The sequence below is a fragment of the Caulobacter sp. GW822-FHT07D08 genome (assembly GCF_058798735.1).
This window is the reverse complement of record NZ_JBXAKU010000022.1, coordinates 1-22,221: the sequence shown is the minus strand read 5'-3', so window position 1 is coordinate 22,221 and position 22,221 is coordinate 1. Positions and strand designations below refer to the sequence as shown.

Sequence of the window (22,221 nt, the reverse complement as noted above, 5' to 3'; positions counted from 1 at the left end):
GGTCGGCTAGCGCAGCTTCCAGTTCACCGTCACGCCCACGGTGCGGGGGCGGATGATGAACTCGCTGAGGCCGGTGCCGGTGCTGGACAGGCCGTAACCGAACGCCACCGCCCGCTTGTCCGTGAGGTTGGTCGCGAACAACGCCACGTCGACATTGTCGAGGCTGACGTTCAGGCGCGCGTCGAACTGGTTGTAGCCGGCGACCTTGACGTTGGGTCCCTGCAGTGTCTCGGGCGCCTTGGCCAGATAGCGGTGGGACACCGTCAGCGTCGGAGTCAGCGGCGCGTCGAAGCGGTAGGTCGCCGTGTTCGAGATCTGCCAGGGCGAAGCGCCCGGCAGGCGGGTGCCATCGAGCAGCGGCGGCGAGGCCGTCGTCACCGTCTCGGTCAGCTTGGCGTCGAGATAGGTGATGTTGGAGGACAGCATCAGGCTGTTGGTCGGCCTGGCAACCACCGCCAGCTCCACGCCGCGGATCCGGGCCGAGCCGGCGTTGGTTCCGTAAGTGAGGTTGTCCCCCGGGCGGACCAGGCGGACCTGGATGTCGCTCCACTCGATATCGTAGACCGAGGCGTCGACCTGCAGCTTGCCGTCCAGCCAGGCGCTGTGCGCGCCCAGTTCGTAGTTCCACAGCGAGTCAGACGCCCAGGCCGCGGGCGTGTTGAAGCCGGCTAGGTCGACGACGGTGTTGGGGTTGCCGAACCGGAATCCCTTGCTGGCCAGGGCGTAGACCGTCAGGTCGCGGTTGGGGCGCCAGGCCAGCGAGACCTTCGGCACGAAGCCGTCATCGCCGGCGTTGCGGCGTGGCACCGTCTGGCCGGTCAAGCCGTAGCTGATGCCATACCGCTGGATCTCGACCCAATACTTGGTGTCGAACAGACGGCCGCCGACCGTGGCGGTCACCTTGGGCAGGAACTCGTAGCTGACCTCGCCGAACAGCGCCTTCTCCGCGCCCTCGCGGTGGCTGTAGGTGCGATTGAAGAGCTCGCCCTGCAGCTGGGCGGCGTTGTAGCGCGCGGCCAGGACGGCCTCGCCCTGCGGCAGGCTGCTGAGCGTAGCGACGTCGGTCTTGGTCTCCGAGTACATGCCGCCGATCAGCCACTTGAACGGACCGTCGCCGTCCGAGGCCAGCCGCGCTTCCAGGGTCTTCATGTTGGTGTGCATGAATTCCTGGGACAACACACCGTGCGGGGCGAAGGTGCGCAGGGCGCTCGATCGCGTCACGTCGCTGTCCAGCACGTGGTCCTTGGTGTTGGTCGAGGCCAGGATGGTCAGGTTGGCGAAGTCGAACTTGTGATCCAGGCGCAGCGAATGGATCTCGAAGTCGTAGTCGGTCGGCCCCGGCAGAATGGTCGACCGCGCGTACGGACCGAACGCGGTCTGCACCGTGGCGATCTCGTCCGACTTGTTCTGCTGGTAGAGGCTGAGCAGCGAAAGGGTCGTGCGGTCGGTCGGGGTGAACACGACCGAGCCGCGCACGCCGTTGACCCGCAGATTGTTGGTCGTGCCGGCGCCCAGGTTATCGATGTAGCCGGCGTCCTCGCGCGAGAAGCCCGCCACGCGCACCGCCAGCTTGTCCGCGATGATGGGCAGATTGATCATGCCCTTCACCGCGTAGCCCGCCTTGCCCGAGTGCGAGATCTTGCGAACCGTGGTCTCGGTCGCGGCGCCATAGCCCGAGGCGTCGGCGGTGTTGACGATGTAGTTGATCGCGCCGCCCAGCGAGGCCGAGCCAAACAGCGACCCCTGCGGACCGCGCAGCACCTCGACACGGTTCAGGTCGAAGGTGTCGACATCGGGAATGCCCGAGGCGTAGCTGGGCTCGGTCAGCGGGATCTCGTTAAGGAAGTAGCCGGTCGGCCCCTGCCCCTGGTCGATGCCCGCCGTCGCCCCGACGCCGCGAATGGTCACGGCCGACTGGCCCGAGGTGCCTTCGTTGAACACCACGCCGGGGATCCGGCCCAGATAGTCGGCGTTGCTCTGGGCGCCGGCCGCCTTCAGCTGCTGACCGGTGACCGCCGAGGCGCCGCCCGCCAGGTCCCGCAGGCGTTCAGCGCGCTTACCGGCGGTGACGATGATCTCATCGACGATGGCCGCCGGGCTCGTGAGGTCCCCGGCGGTTCCGGTCTGGGGGCGATCGGCCCCGCCTCCGGCCACGATGCTGAGGCCGCCGGAAGGCGTTCGGCGAACGCCAAGACCGGTCTCGCCCAGCAGCGCCTCCAGCGCGGCTTCATCGGTCAGCCGCCCGCTGACGCCTGGCGAGGTCCGGCCGCGCACCAGGCTCGGGTCGTAGATCACGTCCTGCCCGCTCTTCAGCGAATAGGTGCGCAGGGCCGAAGTAAGGTCCTGGCGCTGAATGGCGTAGTCCCGCACGTGCTGGGCCTGGGCCGCCGTCGCGGGGCCCGCCACCGCCAGCGCCGCGCAACCGGCCAGCAACAAGCCGCGTAGATCGATGGTCTTCATCCTTGCCCCCTCGAACTCAAGCGTTCAGTGACAGGGATGCAGCCGAGGGAATTCCCCCCCATCGCGCCTCGAACTTTTGTGACAGATAAATTCAGGCGCCGCGACAGCTAGCGGCGCGAAAGCACGATCTGGCCGTCGCCGCCGGTCGACGCCTTCACCGGAAACGCGGTCGAGACAGCCTCGGCGAAGGCCTTCGGCCGGTCGGTATGGAACACCCCGCTGATGGGCAGGGCCGTCAGGTCGGGGTCGGCCAACACCAGACGCGGCCCGCCATAGCGGTTGAACTCCTCCACGGCCTCGCCCAGCGGAGTCGACTCCAGAATGATCCGTTCGGTCCGCCAGGCCTGAACATGCGCCAGGTCGACGACGGCGACGGTCGGCGCGGCGGCTGGGACCAGGCGCGCCTCGTCGCCGGGCGACAGAATGACGGCCGGGGCCAAGGGGCCGGCCACCAGCTTGGACGACGCACCGCCAGCGACCGACGAAGCCGGCAGCGGCTGGCTGGACGCGTCGCGGAAGATCGCGACCTTCCCCTCCTCTAGCGTCACCGTCGCGCGCTCGCCGTCGCGGCGGACGTCGAAGGCCGTGCCCAGCGCCCGAACCTCGTCCTTGCCGACGAACACCCGAAAGGGCCGCTGGGCGTCCTTGGCCACCTGGAACCAGGCCTGGCCATAGTCCAGGAACAGACGCCGCTCCGCGCCGTCAAAGCGCACCCGCAGCTTGGACTGGGTGTTGAGCATGACTGTCGAGCCGTCGGCCAGCCTCAGGCGTCGCTGTTCGCCCGGCTCGGTGCGATAGGTCTTCCCCAGCACCAGGTCCGGTCCGACCACAGCCGCCGCGACCAGGGCCGCCGCCGCGGCGACACCGCCGCCAAGCAGCGCCCGGCGATCGAGGCGCGACGCCCGCGCGGTCTTGCCGCCCATCAGGATGGCGCGCGCCTCGGGGTCGTCGGTCAAGGCCCCGACCCCATTGAAGATCTTCGCGTGCTCATCGAACGCCGAGCCGTTGGCCGTGTCCGCCATCAGCCAGCGCTGCAACTGCTGGTCATCCTCGCGGGTGCACTGGTCGGAGGCCAGGCGCGCGACCCAGTCGGCCGCCCCGTCAGGGACGGCCGGCCCGGGCGACTTGGGCTCGCCGGCGAAAATCCAACTACGCTTACGCATCCTGATCCATCCGCGCCCGAATGTGACCGAGCGCTCTGCTCACCTGCTTTTCGATCGTGCCCACAGAGACCTCGAACCGCGTCGCGAGTTGAGTGTAGGTCAGACCGTCCATTCGGTTGAGCAGAAAAACTTCCTTCGTCCTCGCCGGCAGCTCCTCGAGGATCATGGCCAGCCGGACCAGGGCCTCCCGCCCCTCGAAGATGCGGGCGGGCGACTGCTCACTGTCGATCAGCTCGACGGTGTCGATGTGCACGTGCCGGTCCTCCCGCCGCGTCCTGGCCCGGCGGCCGCGCTCGAGGAAGACGTTCGAGGCGACGGTGAAGAGATAGGCCTCGGGGCTCACAAGGTCACCAGGATCGACCCGGCTCATGCGGATGAAGGTGTCCTGGGCGCCGTCCTCGGCGGCGGCGGGGTCGAGGCCCTTGCGCCGGAAATAGCGGACGACCGTGTCACGGTGGCGCGTGACCAGGTCCGACAAGCGCGCCCGACGCTCCTCCCCTGCCCTGGCCTCTCCTGCCCTGATGTCCGTCTTCATCGGCGCCGCGCCATCCCCGACAAGGGCCTAACCGGACGCAACGCCCCCGCGTGCGTCGCGGCGGTCGGGCCTCGTCGTTTCCGACGCAAGTCCCTCCCCGCCCGGCCGATCCCCTTTATTCTGATCGTTACGTCCAGTCCTCGGGCAAGCTCATCCGTCTGGCAACCAAAGTTTCCGAATTCTCAGGCGCCTTCTGCCCGTCGTCTACGCAGCCTCGCCGGCCGCCTTCGCCCGTAGGTTGGGTCGCTCGCGTCTACACCGCGACAGGCATCGCGGGGCGTTCCCGCGCGGTCAACAGGCCGAAGAGATCACGCGGGTCCGTCGGCGCGGCCAGCAGGTTGAGCCGCGTCCCGTTTCCCGCCTCGACCATGCGGTCGCGCAGGTAGCGCAGAGCCGAGAAGTCCTCGATCGCGAAGCCGACCGAGTCGAAGATCGTGATCTGGTCCGCGCCGCGACGCCCGGGCGCCTGACCGGACACCACCTGCCATAGCTCGGTGACCGGGAAGTCCGGCTCCAACTGCTGGATCTCGCCCTCGATACGCGTCTGAGGCGCGAACTCCACGAACACCTCGCCCCGGCGCAGGATGTCGGCCTGCAGCTCGGTCTTGCCCGGACAGTCGCCGCCCACGGCGTTCAGGTGCACGCCGGCCCCGACCATGTTGTCGGACAGAATGTGGTTGCGAGCCTTGTCAGCGGTGACCGTGGTGATGATATCCGCGCCTAGCACCGCCTCGGCGGCGGATTTCGCCACCGTGATGTCGAAGCCCCGGTCGCTCATGTTGGCGATGAACTTGCGCGTCGCGGCCGGGTCCACGTCGTAGACCCGGAGGCGGCGCACGCCCAGCACCGCACGGAAGGCATGGGCCTGGAACTCCGACTGCGCGCCCAGACCGACGATCGCCATCGTGCTGGCGTCGTCCCGCGCCAGGTGCCGCGCGGCCATGGCCGAGGTCGCCGCCGTGCGCAGCGCCGTCGTGATGGTCATCTCGGCGATCAGCTCAGGATAGCCGGTGCGCACCGAAGCCAGCACCCCGAACCCCACCACCGTCTGCAGCCCCCGGGCGACATTGGTCGGGTGCCCGTTGACGTATTTGAACGCGAAGGCCTCGCCGTCGCTGGTGGGCATCAGCTCGATCACGCCGTCCGGGGAGTGGCTGGCCAGTCGCGGCGACTTCTCGAACGCGCCCCAGCGCCGATAGTCCTCCTCGATATACCCCGCCATCTCGGTCAGGACGATCTCCAGGCCGATCCGATCGACCAGGTTCACGACGGCGTCGACATCCATGAAAAGCACAGGCAGTCCTCCGGTTTGAGCGTCGCAAGCAGTCTAGTTGCGCGCCGGCGCCGGACGGGATGATCAAAGAGCCTATCATTTCGACTGATATTTTGGCACTTTTGACATTGCGATCATGAGTTTTGCCAAATGCACCTCTTTGACGATCTGGACCGTCGCCTGATCAGCGCGCTGCGCGAGGACGGCCGCGCTCCGGTCTCGAAGCTGGCCGTCGTCTTGGGCGTCTCCCGCCAGACCATCGAAAACCGCCTGACGCGCCTCCTCGACAGCGGCGCCGTGCTAGGCTTCACCATTCGGGTGCGCCAGGACGCCGAAGACGGCGCGGTTCGGGCGATCATGATGATCGAGGTCGTGGGCAAGTCGACGACCGCGGTCATTCGCAGCCTGCGCGGCATGCCCGAACTGCACTCGCTGCACTCGACCAACGGCTCTTGGGACCTGGTGGCCGAGATCCGGGCGGCCAGCCTGCAGGATTTCGACCGCGTCCTGCGTCACGTGCGCGAAACCCCCGGTGTCCAGAACAGCGAGACCAGCCTGTTGCTCAGCAGCGTGTAAGAAGAGGCGCGCCAAGAACGGAGCTTGGACCGCCTCCAGGACCATGACGTTCATGAGCCAGGCGCGCCGAGAGCGCCCGCAGCGCGAGAACTGGGCAGCCCAGCTGGCGGTCAAAAAGGGTTCAAAGGCCATACACCCTCGCCGCGTTGTGGTGCAGGAAGGCGCGGCGCTCGTCGTCATCAAGGAAGTCGGCGGCCTCGCGGGCCATCTGTGTCTTCTCGGGATAGGTCCACAACATGCTCTGACCCATGTCCGAGCCCCAGATCAGGCGATCCGGACCGAAGCTGTCGGCCAGCCGCCGAACGATGCGCGCCGCGCGGACCTTGGCGGCGACACAGCGTTCGAAATTGATCTCGGTGATCTTGAAATAGACGTTGGGCGTGTCCTCGAAAATCCTGATCGTATGGTCGATGCCAAAGTCCGGGGCCGGCGGCATGACGACCGCCTCCCCCGCCTCCTGGGCCAGCTTGACCTCATATTGCGTCATGCCGAACGGCATGGCGCCGTGGTCCAGCAGGATCGGCAGGCTTGGGAACTGCTTGGCGATGATCTTCACCAGCGGCAGCAGGTACGGCAACTGGTTCATGAACATGATCATGGTCATCGGCGTGCCCAGATCGGCGCAGACCTTCCAGACCTCCATGGCCGCCGGCGAACTCATCCAGGCGGTGTCGAGCAACCAGGGTCGGGCATTGGCCATCCGGAAGCCGCGCGTATGGCGGTTGCGGACCATGTCGCGATAGACCGCCGGGGTCCGCGGGTCCTGGGTGTCGAGGATGACCACCGGATGCAAGCGACCGGGGTTCTGCTCCGCGCAGTCGAGGATGTAGCTGTTGTCGTAGCCGTAGACATGGCCGCGCTGGACCAGGCAGGCGCGCTCGACCTTGTGGGCGTCCATCAGATCGATCAGGGCCTCGCCGGTGACCGTGAAAGGCGGCCGATCCGGCATCGGCAGATCCGGCGTGAAGGGCCGGGCCTTGTAACGTTCCCAGTCGTCGCCGATCAGGTGGGCGTGGGTGTCGAAAAGAAGATCGGTCATGGGCTCGGACGCTAGGCCTGTTCGTCGAAAGCTTTACGCGCCGCCAGCGCCCCCTGGCGCAGGAAGCCCTGGTCGGAGGCGACCAGGAAGCCGCTGACGCCGGCCTGGCTCAGGCGAGCGATGTCGGGGTCGGCGCCGGAGCCGACGTGGGCGATCAGCGGAATCCCGCGCCGCCGAGCGGCCTCGGTGATGCGATCGACAACGGCGGTGATCACCGGATCACTGACATGGGGCGCGCCCAGCCGCGCCGAGAGATCGCCGCGGCCGATGAACGCCGCCGTCAGACCTTCCACCGCGAAGATCTCGTCCAACCGGTCGACGGCTTCGGGGTCCTCGATCATGGCGATGATCGAGGTCGAGGCGTCGGCGTTGGCCATGTGATCGGCGAAGCCGCGCGCCCCGAACTCGCCAGCGCGCGGCGAGTTGGAAAAGCCCCGCGCGCCGCCGCGATAGCGGCAGGCCGAGATGATCTCGCGCAGCTTGGCGGCGCTGGTCACGTGCGGCGCCAGCACGCCGGCCGCGCCACAGTCCAGCGCCTGCAACAGATGCGACTCGTCGCTGGACGCCACCCGCACGACGCTGGGGATCCCGGCGGCGCGGGCCGCCAGCATCAGCAGGTCGATGTCGCCGGCCGAAAACGGCGCGTGTTCAGCGTCCACCACCACGAAGTCGAAGCCTGCCCCGCCGAGAATCTCGGTGGCGTGGCCGGTGGCGGTCTTCAGGAACGTGCCCAGGAGCCGCTCCTTGGCGGTCAGGCGAGCGCGGAATCGACGTTGGATCTCACTGTGCGGATGCATCAGGCCTCCTGCGCCGGCGCGGGATAGTCCTCGGCGTTCAACACCCAGCCGGCCATGTCCGAGAAATCCCGGCGCGGCGGCGAGAAGATGTCGACCAGCAGATTGCCGTCGCCCGGCGCGATCGAGGCCGAGGTGTGGATCGCCTTGGCCGGGATCACCGCCACCGACGGCGCGGGACAGGTCACGTGCTCGTCGTCGCGCCATTCCGCCAGCTTGGCGGTCCACGGCCAGCGCAGATGGTGGACGTAGGATCCGCCCATGGCCAGCGAGCATTGCTCGAAGTCATCGTGATGGTGCGGCGACAGCTTGTTGGGATCGCGCGGCGCGGCGGGTTCGAACACGTTGACCATGAAGGTCGTGCAGCGCCAGATCCGCCCGAACCGGCCTTCCTGCGCCGGGACGTTCAGCGCGTATTTCCGGATCTTGAAGCCGCCCGGCGGGTCGGGCCAGCGCACCAGCGGCGGGATGTTCGGCGCGCCGTGAGCGTAGGTCTCGGCGTTCGAGCACAGCGCCGCCAGGTCGGCGGCGCCGGTGGTGAACAGCCGCACGACCTCGCCGCCATCGGGCAGCTCGATGCGGCTGTCGCCTGGCGGGACGAAGGCGATGTGCTCGCCGCCGACCTCGACGGTCTCGCCGCCGGCGGTGACCCGCGCCCGAGGCTCGGGGGCCTCGATCAGCAGGACGTACTCGTCGACCTGACCCTTGCGCTCCAGCGCCGCGCCGGGCTTGGCCAGGGTGTAGGCGACGACGAAATTGGCGCCGCGCACCAGCCAGGTCCGGCCGGTCTCGTCGTCGATCTGCGGCGGGGTTTGGCCAAACAGCGCATACGAGGACGCGCCGAAGCCGCCAGCGGCGGCCGAGCCGCCGCCGGCCTTGGCGGTCGACAGCCGTGAGCGGGGATCGGCGTCTGCGTACATGGTGGACATGGGTCTGCCTCTCGTCAGTCGGTCGTCAGGCGCGGTCTAGAGCTTGGGATTGGTGATCGGGGTGTCGCCCTCGAACCAGTGCTCGAACCGGCGATAGGTGCAGAGCCAGCGATCGCCGACCCGCTTGTACTTGTCGGTGGCCATCGAGATCGAGATCGGCGGCGCGCTGGGCAGGATCTTCTCGCCGTTGGCGGCGTAGAGGAACAGGTAGCAGCTGCTCTCGGCCGTATCCTCGCCGGTGAACCAGGCGCGGAAGTTGGTGAAACTGTGCACGGCAAGGCGCGGCCCTTGGGCGATGCGCCAGTCGTAGAACGCCTGGATCTTGTCCTTGCCCTCGTACGAGGCCTTCTGGCCGTGGAAGACGGCGTCGTCAGTATAGTAGCTGTGGGCCTCACGGCCGCCATTGGTGTCGATTTCGTGCCAGTAGTCAGCGAGCTGCTGCTGCAGTTCGAAGGTCAATTCGGCAAGCTTGGGATCGTACATCTAGAAGGTCCTCGAAAAGGGCTCAGCCCACCGTATTGGCCGCGCTGGCGGCGTCTTGCTCGATCTGGCGCCGAAGCTTGCCTTCCTGGCCGGCGGGCGAGTTCGTCGCCTCCTCCGCGTCAAGGTCGCTCAGACTGTGCAGTTCGCGACCGGCCGTCTCGGGCAGCAGCAGGGTGGCGATGATCGAGCAGCCCATGGCGATAATCGCCAGGGTCGCCATCGCCACGCTCAGCGGCAAGGTCTTGGCCACCAGGGCCACGCCGGTGATGAACAGCGCCGCCCCGCCGCGCCCCAGATTGTAGGCGAAGGCCTGGCCAGTCGCTCGCAGTTCGGTCGGAAACAGCTCGGTGAAATAGGGGCCGAACGAGGCGTAGATGCCGAACTGGAAGAAGCCGTAAACGATGCCCGCCGGGATCAGGAACGCGGCGTTGTCGCCCAGCGGCGCGAACAGATAGATCGCCGCGCTGAGGATGAAGCCCGCACCGAACAGTCGGAACGCGCCGCGCCGCCCGACCGTGTCGGAGATGTAGGCGTTGACCAGGAAACCGAAAAAGCCACCCAGGCTGTTGAGCATCACGCTACTGCCGGCCATGGAGACGGACATGCCGCGCTCCACATGCAGGAATGTGGTCAGGTAGTTGCTGATCGCGAACGCCGCGCCCTGGGCGCCGAGCGAGAGCAGCGAGGCCAGCATGGTGATGCGCAGCATGCGCCTGCCGAAGATGTCGGCGATCCTGGGTCGTTCGCCGGTCTCGGCCGCGCGCTGGACGGCGGCCTTGTAGATCTCGGGATCGTCCGAACCCCGGCGCACGAAGAACACCAGCACCGCCGGCAGCAGGCCGATGAAGAACACCACGCGCCAGCCGATGTCGGCCGGGAACAGGGCCGCGACCGGACCGGCCAGCAGAGCCGCGATCCCGGAGCCGATCGCCGCGCCGCTGTGCACGACGCCCAGCGCCTTGCCGCGATGCTTGGGCGCGATCATCTCGCCCAGCAGGACCGCGCCGACCGCCCATTCGGCGCCGAAGCCGATGCCCTGCAACACCCGCGCGGCGAACAGCTGCTCGTAGTTCTGGGCGAAACCCGACACGAACGAGAAGACCGAGAACCACAGGATGGTCAGCTGCAGGATCCGCGCGCGCCCGAACCGGTCACTGAGCCAGCCGCCCAGCCAACCGCCGATCGCCGCGGCGATGTAGTTGGCGCTGGCGATGTAACTCGCTTGCGTCAGCGTCATGCCGAACGCGGCGATCAGGACGGGGATCAAGTACTGGAAGACCAGCCCGTCGGCGCTGTCCATCGCCCAGCCGGCGCCGCACGTCCAGAAGACCCGGCGGGTCTTGGCGTCCGCCTCGCGGTACCAACCCATCATTGACGTTCCATCCTCTGTTCTCGCGCGGGCGGACCCGCGTCTCTTGATTGTTCAGCCTAGCCCGCGCCTGCCCGACGACTTGTCCCGGCGGGCGCCGAAAGTTGCCCGCGAGATCGACCGCCGGCTCAGGCGAAGTAGAACCGCAGCGCCGTGTCCGAGAGCGCCCGGCGAACGCCAGGTTGCGGCGCCCAGCGATCCAGGTGGGCCAAGGCCCGCTCGTAGGTCATTCGGCCCTCGTAGCCGACGAACGGCGCATCGCTGCCCCAGAGCAGGCGCTCTGGCCCGGCCTTGGCCAGCAACTGGGCGGCGACCGTCTCGGCGATCGCTTCGGAGCGGGTGATGTCCGGCTCGCGCCAGGTCTCCGGTCCGGCCAACCGGAAACCGGCCGCCAGCTTGATCCAGGTCCGACCCCGCTGCACCGCGGCCAGCGCCGCCTGGAAGCCTTCGCAGGCCGGGCCCCTGGCCGGATCGGGATGGGCGAAATGGTCGAGCACCAGCTTGACGCCCGAGGCCTCCAGCGCCGGAAGGACGGCCTGCAGCCGCTCGCCCTCCAGCGCCACGTGGACGTGCCAGTCCAGATCGCGCACGCGCCGCAGCAGCAGCCGATGCGCCTCGTCGGCGAAGTCGGGCAGGACCGCGCGGCGCACCAGCTGGAAGCGGATGCCGACCACCCCATCGTCGCGCATCCTGCGCAGCGTGTGGGGATCAGTGTCCGGCGCGACGATGGCCGTCGCGCGCAGGCGCGGGCTCAGCCGCGCCGCCGCGATGGTGTATTCGTTGTAGGTCCCGGAAATGCTAAGGCCAGACAGCACGCCGAAATGGATGCCGTGGCGGTCCAGGTCGGCCAGATAGTCCTGGGGCGTGTAGTCGTAGGCCGGCGCGGTCCAGGCGTCGCCAACCAGCGGCAGGTCTTGCGTGAAGACATGCGCGTGGCAGTCGACGATGGGCGCGTTGGCCTTGCCTTGGATGTCCGAGCCCCCGCCTGTCACCTTGCCCCGGCGACCTCGATATTGGCGCCGGCGACGTAGGAGGCCGCGTCGGACACCAGGAACATCACGGTCGCGGCGACTTCCTCGGCCGTACCTTCGCGCTTCATCGGTAGGGAGTCACGGATCGCCTCCAGTCGGCCCGGGGCGTGGATCTCGGTGGCGATCGGGCCGGGCGAGACGCAGTTGACCCGGATTCCCTCGGCCGCGACCTCCTTGGAGAGGCCGATGTTCAGGCTGTCGACCCCACCCTTCGAGGCCGCGTACCATAGGTGCTGGTTCGGCGAGCCCAGGCTCGCGGCCCTCGAGGACAACAGCACGATCGAGCCGCCCTGCCCGCCCAGCCGCGTCGACATACGCTTGACCGCTTCGCGGCTGGCGATCAGCGCGCCGGTCAGGTTGACGGCGATGACCTCGGCCAGGGTCGCGTCCGACTGGTCGGCCAGCCGGCCCACGCCGCCGGTGATGCCGCCATTATAGACCAGGGCCGAGAGCCGGCCGAGCTTGTCGGCGGCCGCGAACATGCGCGCGACATCCGCCGGGACGCCCGTGTCGGCCTGGACCGCCTCGGCCTCGCCGCCTGCCGCGCGGATGGCGTCGACCACGGCCTGGGCGCGATCGGCCCGGCCGGCATAGGTCAGCAGCACGCGATAGCCTTGCGCCGCCGCCGAGCGGGCGATCGCCTCGCCGATCCCTCGGCTGCCGCCCGTGACCAGGAAGACTCCCTTGTCGCTCATGATCTTTTCTTCCCTTTGTCGCTTTTATCGTTGTCAGCTTGGATGGGCTCAGAAGCCGACCGCGTCGGCGCCCTTCAGATCGAGCATCTGCCGGGCTTCGTCGGGCGTGGCGATATCCAGGCCCAGGGCCTCGATGATCCCCCGGATCTTGGTCACCTGGTCGGCGTTGGACTTGGCCAGTTCGCCGCGCCCGATATAGAGGCTGTCTTCCAGCCCGACCCGGACATTGCCGCCGAGCAGCGCGCTCTGAGTGCAGAACGGCAGCTGGTGTCGTCCCGCCGCGAAGGCCGAGAAGACGTAATCGTCGCCGAACAGACTGTCAGCGATCGTCACCATGTGGGCCAGGTTGCGCGGATCCGCGCCGATGCCGCCCAGGATCCCGAACACCCCTTGGATCAGGAACGGCGGCTTGATCAGCCCGCGCTCGGCGAAATGGGCCAGGGTGTAGAGGTGGCCGATGTCGTAGCACTCGAACTCGAAGCGCGTGCCGAGACCCTGACCGATCTCGCGCATGATGCGCTCGATATAGACGTTGTCGTTGTACATGATCCGGCCGCGCGAGGTTTCGACGTACTCGCGCTCCCACTCATGCTGCCAAGTTTCGACCCGCGCCCCCGCGCCGCTGAAGTCGAAGATCAGCGGACCCATGTTCAGCGAGCAGACCTCCGGCTTGAAGGCGAAGGCCGCCTCTAGTCGGGCGTCCAGCGACATGGTCGAGCTGCCGCCGGTCGAGATGTTGATCACCGCGTCGGTGGCCTGCTTGATGCGCGGCAGGAAGGCGCCGAAGTGTTCGGCCGAGGGGCTGGGCCGCCCGTCGATCGGATCGCGCGCGTGCAGATGCAGGATCGAGGCGCCGGCCGCGGCGGCCTCGATCGCGGCCTCGGCGATCTGGTCGGGCGTGATCGGCAAATGCGGCGACATCGACGGCGTATGGATCGAGCCGGTCGGCGCGCAGGTGATGATGATCTTCTTGGAATGACGCATCTGACGATCCCTACAGGCCGGCGTGACACAGGTATTTGTAGTTCAGATATTCGGCCAGGCCGTGGTGGGAGCCTTCGCGGCCGATGCCCGACTGCTTGACGCCGCCGAACGGCGCGGCGGCCGTCGAGATCAAGCCGGTATTGACCCCGACCATCCCCGTCTCCAGGTCCCGGCCGGCTCGTGCGATCGTCTGGCGGTTGGTCGAACAGACATAGGCGGCCAGGCCGAACGGCGTGTCGTTGGCGAGCGCGACGCCCTGCTCGTAGGTCTCGAACGGGATCACCCCGGCCAAGGGGCCAAAGGTCTCCTCGCGCGTCAGCAAGGCGTCGGGGGCCACGTCGCCCAGCAGGGTCGCGGGCGACAGCAGGCCGCCGTCGCTCTTGCCGCCGGTCAGCAGGCGCGCGCCGCCGGCCAGGGCCTCGTCGAGATGGCGTTCGACCTTCTCGACGGCGCGGGCGCTGATCAACGGTCCGATGTCGGTCTCCGCATCCAGGCCGTCGCCCACCTTGAGCGCGGCGATCCGCACCTGGAAGGCCGACAGGAACGCTTCGTAGATCCCGCGCTGGACGTAGATCCGATTGGCGGCGATGCAGCTTTGACCGCCATTGCGGAACTTGGCGACCATCGCCGTCTCGACCGCGACGTCCAGGTCGGCGTCGTCGAATACGAGCAGCGGCGCATTGCCGCCCAACTCCAGCGACAGACGCTTGATTGTCGGAGCCGAGGCCGCCATCAGGCGCGCCCCGACAGCGGTCGAGCCGGTGAAGGTGATCTTGCGCACGGTGCTGGAGGCGGTGACGATGTCGCCGAACAAGGCTGGGGCGCTGACCACGACGCTGAGCACGCCCGGCGGGATGCCGGCTTCCTCCGCCAGGGCCGCCAGGGCCAGGGCTGTCAGCGGCGTTTCGCTGGCCGGCTTGCAGACGATCGTGCAGCCCACCGCGAGAGCCGGCGCGATTTTGCGCGTCAGCATGGCCATCGGGAAGTTCCACGGCGTGATCGCCGCGCAGACCCCGATCGGCTCGCGCTCGACCATCAGGCTGCGGCCCGGCATGTTGGGCGGAAGGATCTCGCCCAGGATGCTCCCCGCTGCCTCGGCGTAGACCTCAACGAAGGCTGCTCCATAAGCGACCTCGCCGCGCGCTTCCTTCAGCGTCTTGCCGTTCTCCAGCGTGATCAGCCGGGCCAGGTCTTCCTTGTCGCGTTCGATCAGCGCCAGCCAGCGGCGCAGCAACGCGCCGCGCTCGCGCGACAGCGTGCGCGACCACTTCGGAAAGGCCGACTCCGCCGCCGCGATGGCGACATGGATCTCGTCTTCGCCGATCGAGGCGACGTCGGCCAGGGTCTCGCCGGAGAACGGATCGACCACGGCGATGGTCTCGCCGGATGCTGCATCGGCCCATTTGCCAGCATAGTGAGCCTGCGCGCGCAGCAGGTCCGGGCGGGCGAGAGTCGCCCGTCGGGCGTCCGTGATCGTCAAGGCTATCCCCATGGGTTGGTGCGCCGAACTCCGGCGATGTGTTCGTGCTCAGGCCGCGGCGGGCAGGCCGGGCCGGAAGGCGCTGGCGCCTTCGCCCAGCTTGAGCCGCCGGTATTCGCGCGGCGGCAGGCCGAAACGGTCCCGGAAGGTGCGGGTAAAATGTGGAGCGCTGTTGAAGCCCCAACCGAACGCGATCTCGGTCATCGAGTGGCCGCGCCAGGCCGGATCGGCGATCTGCCGCGCGCACTGCTCCAGGCGACGGCGCAGAATGTAGGCCGACACCGTCTCGTTCTCGCTGGCGAAGATCATCCGCAGATAGCGCGACGACAGCTTCATCCGGGTGGCGATCGAGCAGGGCGTCAGCTCCGGGTCGCGCAGGTGCTGCTCGATGAACAGCTTCACGCTGGCGCAACGGCCGGTGACGATCGACGACCGGGCGCTGGAGGTGTCGAGGGCCAGGGCATAAGCGGTGGCGACGATGTCCAGCAGGTGCCGGGCGACACGGTCCTGGTAGTGCGGCGACAGGTCCGCCTCGAGTCGGCCGAACAGGTTCAGCGCCATGGCGGCGGCGGCGGCCGTCAAACCCTCGTCGGCCCGCAGCGCCCGGCCGCAGAAGCCCTCCGGCGACGGCAGGTGCTCCCTCAGCGTCGCGGCGCCGACCTTGAGGAACAGGATCTCGATCTCGTCGGACATGCGGATCTTCAGTGGCGCACCGCTGTCGCACAGCACGAAATCACCTTCGGTCAGGTTGACCGTGTTGCCATAGTGGCTGACCTCGGCCTCGCCCCGGACCTGCAGCATCAGGAGGTAGCTGGGCGCGCCCTTGTGGGCGAGCTGGGCGTCGCCGCGCTCGACCGTAGCTTTTCCGCAGGCCAGACGCGCGATGTACAGCGGCCCCAGATCCGCGCCCGCAAGCTCGGCCACGAAGGCTTCAGGCTTCGGCAGTTTGAAATCCATGGCTTCGATGTGGCTGGCGAATAGCCCCGTCCAGCCGGATCGGCCTGTCAGATCATTCGTGCTGAAGACGTTCATGCGCGCCTCCCCAAGACCAGGAGTGTGCCCTCCTTGAGTCATTTCCTATATCATATAGGAAATATGAAAAGCGAAAAATCTCGGTTTCGGATCTCGCTGTTCGATTTTGTTTGAATGGCGATCCTGTGGCTCAGGGCTTGTCGCGCCCGAGCGGCAAAGCGCAATCGGGGGACAGCAAGACACTCAGCGCCTCTCGCCGGGCGGGATGGCCGCGCCGCGCGTTTCTCCGGAAGACGGTGCTCAGGCTTGGTCGAACCTACGCGTCGGCGAAGGGGACCACGCGCGCGTAGGAGCGCTGGATATGCTCGCGCATGGCGGCCTCGGCCGCATCGGCGTTACGCGAGGTCAGGGCCTCGATCAGCGCCGCGTGCTCGTTGACCGCCTCGGTCGCCACCTCGCTGTGGAAGCGTAGGCGGAAGATGTGCAGGTGCGAGTGCAGGCGCGCCAGCGTCTCGCGAATGATCGGATTGCCGCTGCCCGCGGCGATCAGGTCGTGCAGGTCCGAATCCTGGTCGGCGAACTTGTCGTAGGAATGACGCGACTCGCCCGGTGTCATGGCCTGGGCCAGGGCCACCAGCTCGGCCATGGCCACGTCGTCCATCCGCTCGGCTGCATGGCGCGCGGCGAAGGGCTCGATCAGCAGGCGGGCCTCGTAGAGCTGGTCGAGCTGCCGGCGATTGAGCTGCGGCGCGCTGCAATAGCCGACGAAGTGGCGTTTGGTCACCAAGCCGATCGCTTCGAGCATGCTCAGCGCTTCGCGGATCGGCGTCTGCGACACCCCTAGCTTCCGCGCCAGGTGGTCGATCGAGATCCGCGTGTCGGGCGGGATGGCCAGCGACATGATGTCGGCCCGGATCACCTCGAAGACCTCTTCGACGAAGCCCTGCGAGCGCTTGATGCGGCGATCCGCGCCGACGGGATCGGAGAGATCGCCCTCGGGCGCTTCGCTGCCGTGACCTTGCGGGACGGTGGATCGGCGAGCCACACGGGCCTCCTCGTTGGATCGCCGCGCTCCGATGGCGACGATCAGCCTCTTGCTCGCAGTATCATGCCTGCAACGTCCTCGCGAGAGAACAGGCGTCCAGCCTAACCGACCGACGCGCGAGGGCCTTGCCTCCAGCGGCGCGATTACTTTCCCGGCGCTTGGTTCCGACCCGCCGAGCATGGTGCAAGTCGCCCTGCCTCCCTGAGCAAGTCCCTCCCCCTCCCCGGTCCTAGTCATGGCCACAGACGACTCAAGGAAAGCGAGCGGAATGGACGCGGGCGGACAAAGGCTGATCAGCATGGTGAACGTGGGCGCGCTCACGTTCGGGCCGGGCGCCTTGGCGCGCTGCGCCGACGACCTCATCGTCCGACGGTCGCGATCGGTGTTCATCGTCACGACGCAGCCGACGCTGTTCCTGTGCCGGCCGCTGGTCGAGGCGCTCGAGGCCGCCGGCGTCCAGGCGACCCTGTGGCATGACCTGCTCGGCGAGCCGACCCTGAAGGAATTCGAGACCGCCTTGTCGGTCGCGCGCGCCTGCCAGGCCGATGCGGTCGTGGGCCTGGGCGGCGGCAGCGCCATGGACGTCGCCAAGCTGGTCGCGGCGTTGTTCGACGGCCGCCAAGGCGTCATGGACGTCCTTGGGACGGATCTCGTCGCTCGCCGCTCCCTGTGGCTGGCCTGCGTCCCGACCACGGCCGGCACCGGCAGCGAGGTGACGCCGATCGCCATTCTCGGCGACGAGGACGAAGACCTGAAGAAAGGCGTCGTCAGCCCCTACCTGGTGCCCGATGCGGCCTATCTGGATCCAGCCCTGACCGCGACCATGCCGCCTTCGGTGACGGCCGCGACCGGCCTGGACGCGCTGACACACTGCATCGAGGCCTATGCCAACCGCTTCGCCCATCCGCTGATCGACGTCTATGCTCTGGGCGGCATCCGGCTGATCGCCGAGAACATCGAACGCGCTTGCGCGCATGGCGACGACCTGGACGCCCGTCTGGCGATGATGATCGCCAGCTACTACGGCGGGCTATGCCTGGGTCCAGTCAACACCGCGGCCGTGCACGCCCTGGCCTATCCGCTGGGCGGCGAATTCCACATCGCCCACGGCGTGGCCAACGCCCTGCTGCTGCCCCACGTGCTGCGCTTCAACATCGAGACGAAGCCGGAGCGCTACGCCGCGATCGCGCGGGCGCTGGGCGCGGACTGCACCGGCGACCATGCCGCCGACGCCCTGGCCGGCGTGGAGCGGGTCATAGCCCTGGCCAAGGCCTGCGGAATCAAGCGCCGCCTGTCGGACTTCGGCATCGCCCAGGACGCGATCCCGCGCATGGCGACGGCGGCGATGAAGGTCACGCGCCTGCTGGATCGCAATCCGCGGACGCTGACCGAAGCCGACGCGCGCGCGATCTACGAGGCGGCCTGGTAGGCCGAGCCCCCGAAAAGCCGCGAGCACGAAGCACATGGCGTGGTCGCTGACCATCGCCATGTTTTCGTTCAGTGATCGATGCGGAGGCAGGCCACGCCGCATGCTCGTCAAGCCATGGAAAATCCGAGCCGCGATGACGGCCTCAACGAAAGACCTCGGCGCCCCTTCATGCCGGGCATGAGAGATCTTGCGAGCGGCGAGGCTGGCTGAAGAGCCGGCCCAACGCCGGCGACGTGGCGGCGCGCATAAAAAAATCCCGACGCGTGGGGCCCCGGCCAGGCCGGACCACGCATCGGGATGAAAGAGAAGCTCGGCGCCGTCCGGGGAGGAAACGAACGACGCCGTCTTCTGTACGGACGAGCGCTACCAGGCGGCCCGGACGCCCAGCCGGAAGGCGCGGCCGACCGTGTCGTACTGCAGCGGATTGCCGAACAGGCGCAGCTCCGGCGGTTGGTCCTTGTCGAACACGTTGGTGATCCCGCCGTAGAGCTCGGTCTTGCTTGAGCCAAACAGCGACGGCAGTTGGGCCGACGCGGACAGGTCCATGTAGAACCGGGCGCTGACCGTGTTGATGCTGACGCTGGTCGGCAGGTTGATGTTGTAGCCAGCCTGGTCGGGACCGATCTTGGTCGGGTCCAGGATGCTCTTGGGGATGTAGCGCAGGTGCGCCGCGACCATCCAGGCCGGTCGGGTGTAGGCCACCAAGCCGTCGATCTTGTACTTCGGCACGCCCGCGATGCCAGCCAGCGAACCGGCGTTGCCGGTCACCCCGTTCATGCGGGTGATCAGACCGGTGCCCCCGATCGACTTGAGGTCCTTCACGTAGTTGGCGTTGAGCTGAAGGCTGACGGCGCCGTCCCAGACGTCGGGGATGGTGTAGTCGGACTGGAACTCGTAGCCCTCGGCGTGGACCTGAGCGACGTTCTGGAAGTTGGACAGCACCGTCGTGACCGCGCTGGCCTTGGCCGCGCCGCTGAAGGTGATCAGGTTGCACAGCAGATTCTTGGTGGCGCAGGCTGACAGGATGTTCGGCGCCGACACCGAGTCGATCGCGTTCTTGACGGTGATGTCATACCAGTCGACCGAGGCGTGGAAGCCGGGAAGGAAGTTGGGCTTCAGCACGATCCCGGCGGTGTTGGTCTTGGCCGACTCCAACTCCAGGTTCGGATTGCCGCCGGCCAGGGCGCCGACCAGATGGTTGGAGCCGCTGAAGGGATCGTTCAGGGGCAAGAAGGTCTGGACCGTGTTGGGGTTCGACTCCGCCGCCGTCGGCGCGCGGATGTCGGACGAGCGGGTGACGCGGACCAGGATCTGGTCGTTGGGCTGATACTCGACGCCGACCTTCCAGGGCTTGGCGTTGCCGAAGCCGCTGTAGTGGGTGTAGCGGCCGGTCAGATCGACCGACAACGACTTGGCCAGCGGCAGATCGGCCAGCAATGGGATGTTCGCCTCCGCATAGCCTTCCGTCACCTTCTGCGTGACCTGCGGCAAGGCCGTCACCTGCGGCGCGGCGAACAGCCCCGCCTTGGTCAGGGCGTCTACGTCCCCCGAGACGCTGTCGTGGCGATACTCGCCCCCGAACGCGGCCTGGACCGCCCCGGCGGGCAGTTCGAACAGCGTGCCCCGGAAATTCACCATCAGGTCGTGCTGCTTGATGGTGCGGGTCTGGAACTCGTCCTTGAAGTACTTGTTCAGCACCGCCGGAGTGATGTTCTGGCCAAACAGATCGACCGGCAAGCAGCCGTCGCTGGGATTGGCCACGGACGAGGCGCAGATCACCGGGGCGCCGGCGGGCGTGGTGTAGATCGTGCCCGCATAGCCCGCCGGCGGGGTGATCGCGTTGGTCGCCTGAGTGTCGAACGACGCCAGGCGGGTGTTCTTCACGTCCGTGCGGCTGTCGGTCTGGCCGTATTCGTATGAGGCGTCCCAGCGCCAGTCCTTGAACAGGTCGCCCTTCAGACCGGTGACGAAACGGTAGATATTGTTGGTGCTGGAGGCCACCACGGTGTCGCCGCCCTGGGCCACGGCCACATTGACGTTGATGGCCGTGATGTTCGGATTGGCCGCCAGGATCTGCGCCCTCACCGCCGGGGTGATGAAGGGATTGTTGATGTCGATGCCGGCCGAACCGCCGGCCGGGGCCTGCAGCAGCACCGAGGTGCGCACCGGTCCGCCCTGCGTGCGGCTGTAGATGAACTCGCCGAAGGCCTGGGTCCTGGGCGTCAGGTCATAGTCGACATGGATGATTCCCGAACCGTGCGAGGTCGGCGTGACCAGCGGCGGATTGCCCCAGCCCCAGTTGTTGCTGGCGGCCGCGTCGCCGCCTTGCATGAACGTGCCGCTCAGATAGTTGCCGAACTGGAAGGGCACGAGGGCGTTGCCGGCGGCATTGAACTGCAGGCCGCGCAAGGCGGCGGGCAGAGCCGTCGCGCCGGTGTTATTGACCTGCTGGCCCAGGGTCGTCTTGACCCCGCCCACCGTCTGGACGGCGCTGAGCAGGACGCCGCTCGCGGTGTAGACGAAGTTGACATTGTCGAGCACCAGTGTGGCCGGCAGGCCATTGGTGCTGACCCCGCCGATATAGCCCGGGTTGGGGACGAAGTTGGTCAGCTTGGCGCACCACTCGCGCTGGAAGCAGTTGCCGACACCCTTGTCGTCCCGGTACTCGAACCCGGCGATGACATGGCCACGATCACCGGCGAAGCCGCGTCCGCCCGCCACCGACAGGAAGTAGTTCTTGCCGTCGCCGCGATCGCTGACGCCGGCGCTGGCGTCGATCTTCAGGCCGTTGAACTTGGTGTCGAGGATCAGGTTGACCACCCCGGCCACCGCGTCCGCGCCATAGGCGGCCGAGGCGCCGCCGGTGACGACCTCGCTGCGCTTGACCAGGGCGTTGGGCACGCCGTTGAGGTCGACGCCGCCGGAGTCGACGCTGGGGACGAAGCGCCGGCCATCGACCAGCACCAGGGTGCGGCTGGTGCCAAGACCCCGCAAGTCCGGCGTATTGCCGCCGATCGCGCCGTTGACCCGAAAGAGGATCGTCGAGGCCGAGGTGGTGGCGCGGAACGACGGGATCTGGTTGAGCGCGGTGGCCACATCGGGAATGGCCAACTGCTGCATGCGTTCGGCGCCGACGACATTGACCGGCGTGGGCGAATTATAGGTCGTGCGCACCCGGGAGCCGGTGACGATAACCTCTTGAACCGCGACGGATTCGGCTTGCTCTGAAGCCGCTGACGCGGCGGGCGCGGCCTGAGCCGAGGCTGTCGTCGCCGCCGCAAGCGCGATCAACGACGTCGAGACAAAACTAGCGATCTTCACCAACGTCCCCTCCTTTTATGTTTATCTGACGGAAGGGTTAGGCGAGACGACCCTACTGCACTTGCTTCCAGCGGCACGACGTTTTTCCCGCTCGGCTCTCCCCCGCGGCCGTATGCCGTACCAGGACAAGTATTCGTGCCGAACACGTCAATCCATATCGATCGCTTACTATGCAACACGAGCCCGCGTCGCGCGGAGGACTCCACTCCTAGGCCGGACATGGCCGTGGCCCGTGGCTAGATGTGTAGTCCCGGAATGAGGTGGTGCGGGTTGATCTTGAAGATTGACGGGTCTTTCGTCCAGGCGTCGCAGATGGCTTGGTAGGGCGTGCGCCATCGCAGAGCCTTGAGATGCTTTGCGAAGTTGTAGGCGGTGACGAAGGCCTGGACATGGGCCTTGAGGCTTTCCAGGTCGTCGTAGTGGAAGACCTTGACCGTGGCGTCCTTGATGGTGCGGTTCATCCGCTCGGCCTGGCCATTGGTCCAAGGGTGGTAGGGCTTGGTGAGGCGGTGCTCGATCCCGTGCTGGATGCAAACGCGGTCGAAGATATGTGGGCCGAGGTAGCGGCGGGTCATGTTGGTCTTGGCCCAGGTCTCGTCGATGAACACCAGGCGGCTGGGATCGAGCCTACTCTGATGACGCC

Annotated in this window: 19 protein-coding genes; 2 read left to right on the top strand and 17 right to left on the bottom strand. The window is 67.5% G+C overall.

What is annotated here, in order from left to right:
- Nucleotides 1-6: 6 nt before the first annotated feature.
- The 4 genes from AC1RJ9_RS25125 to ocd form a co-directional block, all read right to left on the bottom strand.
- Nucleotides 7-2,460 (bottom strand): TonB-dependent receptor, encoded by a 2,454-nt coding sequence (locus AC1RJ9_RS25125; RefSeq protein WP_492841027.1) that lies wholly within the window; start codon nt 2,458-2,460, stop codon nt 7-9.
- Nucleotides 2,461-2,567: 107 nt separating this feature from the next.
- Entirely contained in the window at nt 2,568-3,623 is a 1,056-nt protein-coding gene (locus AC1RJ9_RS25120; RefSeq protein ID WP_492841029.1) for a FecR family protein, read from the bottom strand.
- Nucleotides 3,616-4,158 carry an RNA polymerase sigma factor gene (locus AC1RJ9_RS25115; protein ID WP_492841031.1) on the bottom strand — a complete coding sequence of 181 codons (543 nt, stop codon included), beginning with the start codon at nt 4,156-4,158 and terminating at the stop codon, nt 3,616-3,618. Before AC1RJ9_RS25115 ends, AC1RJ9_RS25120 begins: the two co-directional genes overlap by 8 nt.
- 253 nt (nt 4,159-4,411) lie before the next feature.
- Nucleotides 4,412-5,443, bottom strand: coding sequence for an ornithine cyclodeaminase (ocd, locus tag AC1RJ9_RS25110; protein ID WP_492841063.1), 1,032 nt, complete (start codon nt 5,441-5,443; stop codon nt 4,412-4,414).
- A 138-nt stretch (nt 5,444-5,581) separates the two neighbouring features.
- Here ocd and AC1RJ9_RS25105 point away from each other — a divergent pair, with 138 nt between their 5' ends.
- Nucleotides 5,582-6,007, top strand: a complete 426-nt coding sequence (locus AC1RJ9_RS25105; RefSeq protein ID WP_492841033.1) for an Lrp/AsnC family transcriptional regulator — start codon at nt 5,582-5,584, stop codon at nt 6,005-6,007.
- A 121-nt stretch (nt 6,008-6,128) separates the two neighbouring features.
- On the opposite strand, the gene AC1RJ9_RS25100 is transcribed toward AC1RJ9_RS25105, so the two are convergent.
- The 11 genes from AC1RJ9_RS25100 to AC1RJ9_RS25050 form a co-directional block, all read right to left on the bottom strand.
- The gene (locus tag AC1RJ9_RS25100; RefSeq protein ID WP_492841035.1) at nt 6,129-7,046 is read right to left on the bottom strand and encodes an amidohydrolase family protein; all 918 of its coding nucleotides are present in this window, start codon (nt 7,044-7,046) and stop codon (nt 6,129-6,131) included.
- Nucleotides 7,047-7,057: 11 nt separating this feature from the next.
- Entirely contained in the window at nt 7,058-7,843 is a 786-nt protein-coding gene (locus AC1RJ9_RS25095; protein WP_492841037.1) for an HpcH/HpaI aldolase family protein, read from the bottom strand.
- Nucleotides 7,843-8,769, bottom strand: coding sequence for a cupin domain-containing protein (locus AC1RJ9_RS25090; RefSeq protein WP_492841039.1), 927 nt, complete (start codon nt 8,767-8,769; stop codon nt 7,843-7,845). The genes AC1RJ9_RS25095 and AC1RJ9_RS25090 overlap by 1 nt, the downstream gene beginning before the upstream one ends.
- A gap of 36 nt (nt 8,770-8,805) precedes the next feature.
- A complete protein-coding gene (locus AC1RJ9_RS25085; protein WP_492841041.1) occupies nt 8,806-9,252 on the bottom strand; it encodes a nuclear transport factor 2 family protein in 447 nt (148 codons plus the stop codon).
- A gap of 22 nt (nt 9,253-9,274) precedes the next feature.
- Nucleotides 9,275-10,624: an MFS transporter gene (locus AC1RJ9_RS25080; protein ID WP_492870920.1), complete on the bottom strand. Its 1,350-nt coding sequence runs from the start codon at nt 10,622-10,624 to the stop codon at nt 9,275-9,277.
- Nucleotides 10,625-10,749: 125 nt separating this feature from the next.
- Entirely contained in the window at nt 10,750-11,613 is an 864-nt protein-coding gene (locus AC1RJ9_RS25075) for an amidohydrolase family protein (protein WP_492841045.1), read from the bottom strand.
- Nucleotides 11,610-12,347, bottom strand: coding sequence for an SDR family oxidoreductase (locus AC1RJ9_RS25070; RefSeq protein WP_492841047.1), 738 nt, complete (start codon nt 12,345-12,347; stop codon nt 11,610-11,612). The genes AC1RJ9_RS25075 and AC1RJ9_RS25070 overlap by 4 nt, the downstream gene beginning before the upstream one ends.
- A gap of 48 nt (nt 12,348-12,395) precedes the next feature.
- The gene (gene kce, locus AC1RJ9_RS25065) at nt 12,396-13,331 is read right to left on the bottom strand and encodes a 3,5-dioxohexanoate:acetyl-CoA acetone transferase (protein ID WP_492841049.1); all 936 of its coding nucleotides are present in this window, start codon (nt 13,329-13,331) and stop codon (nt 12,396-12,398) included.
- A gap of 10 nt (nt 13,332-13,341) precedes the next feature.
- Nucleotides 13,342-14,811, bottom strand: a complete 1,470-nt coding sequence (locus AC1RJ9_RS25060) for an NAD-dependent succinate-semialdehyde dehydrogenase (protein ID WP_492841051.1) — start codon at nt 14,809-14,811, stop codon at nt 13,342-13,344.
- Nucleotides 14,812-14,859: 48 nt separating this feature from the next.
- Complete coding sequence (locus tag AC1RJ9_RS25055; protein WP_492841053.1) at nt 14,860-15,843, bottom strand: AraC-like ligand-binding domain-containing protein; 984 nt, start codon at nt 15,841-15,843, stop codon at nt 14,860-14,862.
- A 256-nt stretch (nt 15,844-16,099) separates the two neighbouring features.
- Nucleotides 16,100-16,828 (bottom strand): GntR family transcriptional regulator, encoded by a 729-nt coding sequence (locus AC1RJ9_RS25050; RefSeq protein WP_492841055.1) that lies wholly within the window; start codon nt 16,826-16,828, stop codon nt 16,100-16,102.
- A gap of 268 nt (nt 16,829-17,096) precedes the next feature.
- Between AC1RJ9_RS25050 and AC1RJ9_RS25045 the strand changes: the two genes are divergently transcribed.
- On the top strand, nt 17,097-18,257 hold the full coding sequence (locus AC1RJ9_RS25045) for an iron-containing alcohol dehydrogenase (RefSeq protein ID WP_492841057.1): 1,161 nt from the start codon (nt 17,097-17,099) through the stop codon (nt 18,255-18,257).
- 363 nt (nt 18,258-18,620) lie between these two features.
- Here AC1RJ9_RS25045 and AC1RJ9_RS25040 read toward each other — a convergent pair whose 3' ends face one another.
- The gene (locus AC1RJ9_RS25040; RefSeq protein ID WP_492841059.1) at nt 18,621-21,578 is read right to left on the bottom strand and encodes a TonB-dependent receptor domain-containing protein; all 2,958 of its coding nucleotides are present in this window, start codon (nt 21,576-21,578) and stop codon (nt 18,621-18,623) included.
- A gap of 236 nt (nt 21,579-21,814) precedes the next feature.
- Nucleotides 21,815-22,221: integrase core domain-containing protein (locus AC1RJ9_RS25035; RefSeq protein ID WP_492841061.1), on the bottom strand; the 407-nt coding region annotated here is incomplete at its 5' end.

Bases quoted from the DNA above. Each gene is read 5' to 3' on its own strand.
- AC1RJ9_RS25085 (WP_492841041.1), bottom strand. From the start codon at position 9,252: ATGTACGATCCCAAGCTTGCCGAATTGACCTTCGAACTGCAGCAGCAG.
- ocd (WP_492841063.1), bottom strand. From the start codon at position 5,443: ATGGATGTCGACGCCGTCGTGAACCTGGTCGATCGGATCGGCCTGGAG.
- AC1RJ9_RS25125 (WP_492841027.1), bottom strand. From the start codon at position 2,460: ATGAAGACCATCGATCTACGCGGCTTGTTGCTGGCCGGTTGCGCGGCG.
- AC1RJ9_RS25115 (WP_492841031.1), bottom strand. From the start codon at position 4,158: ATGAAGACGGACATCAGGGCAGGAGAGGCCAGGGCAGGGGAGGAGCGT.
- AC1RJ9_RS25100 (WP_492841035.1), bottom strand. From the start codon at position 7,046: ATGACCGATCTTCTTTTCGACACCCACGCCCACCTGATCGGCGACGAC.
- AC1RJ9_RS25090 (WP_492841039.1), bottom strand. From the start codon at position 8,769: ATGTCCACCATGTACGCAGACGCCGATCCCCGCTCACGGCTGTCGACC.
- AC1RJ9_RS25095 (WP_492841037.1), bottom strand. From the start codon at position 7,843: ATGCATCCGCACAGTGAGATCCAACGTCGATTCCGCGCTCGCCTGACC.
- AC1RJ9_RS25045 (WP_492841057.1), top strand. From the start codon at position 17,097: ATGGACGCGGGCGGACAAAGGCTGATCAGCATGGTGAACGTGGGCGCG.
- AC1RJ9_RS25120 (WP_492841029.1), bottom strand. From the start codon at position 3,623: ATGCGTAAGCGTAGTTGGATTTTCGCCGGCGAGCCCAAGTCGCCCGGG.
- AC1RJ9_RS25105 (WP_492841033.1), top strand. From the start codon at position 5,582: ATGCACCTCTTTGACGATCTGGACCGTCGCCTGATCAGCGCGCTGCGC.
- AC1RJ9_RS25070 (WP_492841047.1), bottom strand. From the start codon at position 12,347: ATGAGCGACAAGGGAGTCTTCCTGGTCACGGGCGGCAGCCGAGGGATC.
- kce (WP_492841049.1), bottom strand. From the start codon at position 13,331: ATGCGTCATTCCAAGAAGATCATCATCACCTGCGCGCCGACCGGCTCG.
- AC1RJ9_RS25055 (WP_492841053.1), bottom strand. From the start codon at position 15,843: ATGAACGTCTTCAGCACGAATGATCTGACAGGCCGATCCGGCTGGACG.
- AC1RJ9_RS25080 (WP_492870920.1), bottom strand. From the start codon at position 10,624: ATGATGGGTTGGTACCGCGAGGCGGACGCCAAGACCCGCCGGGTCTTC.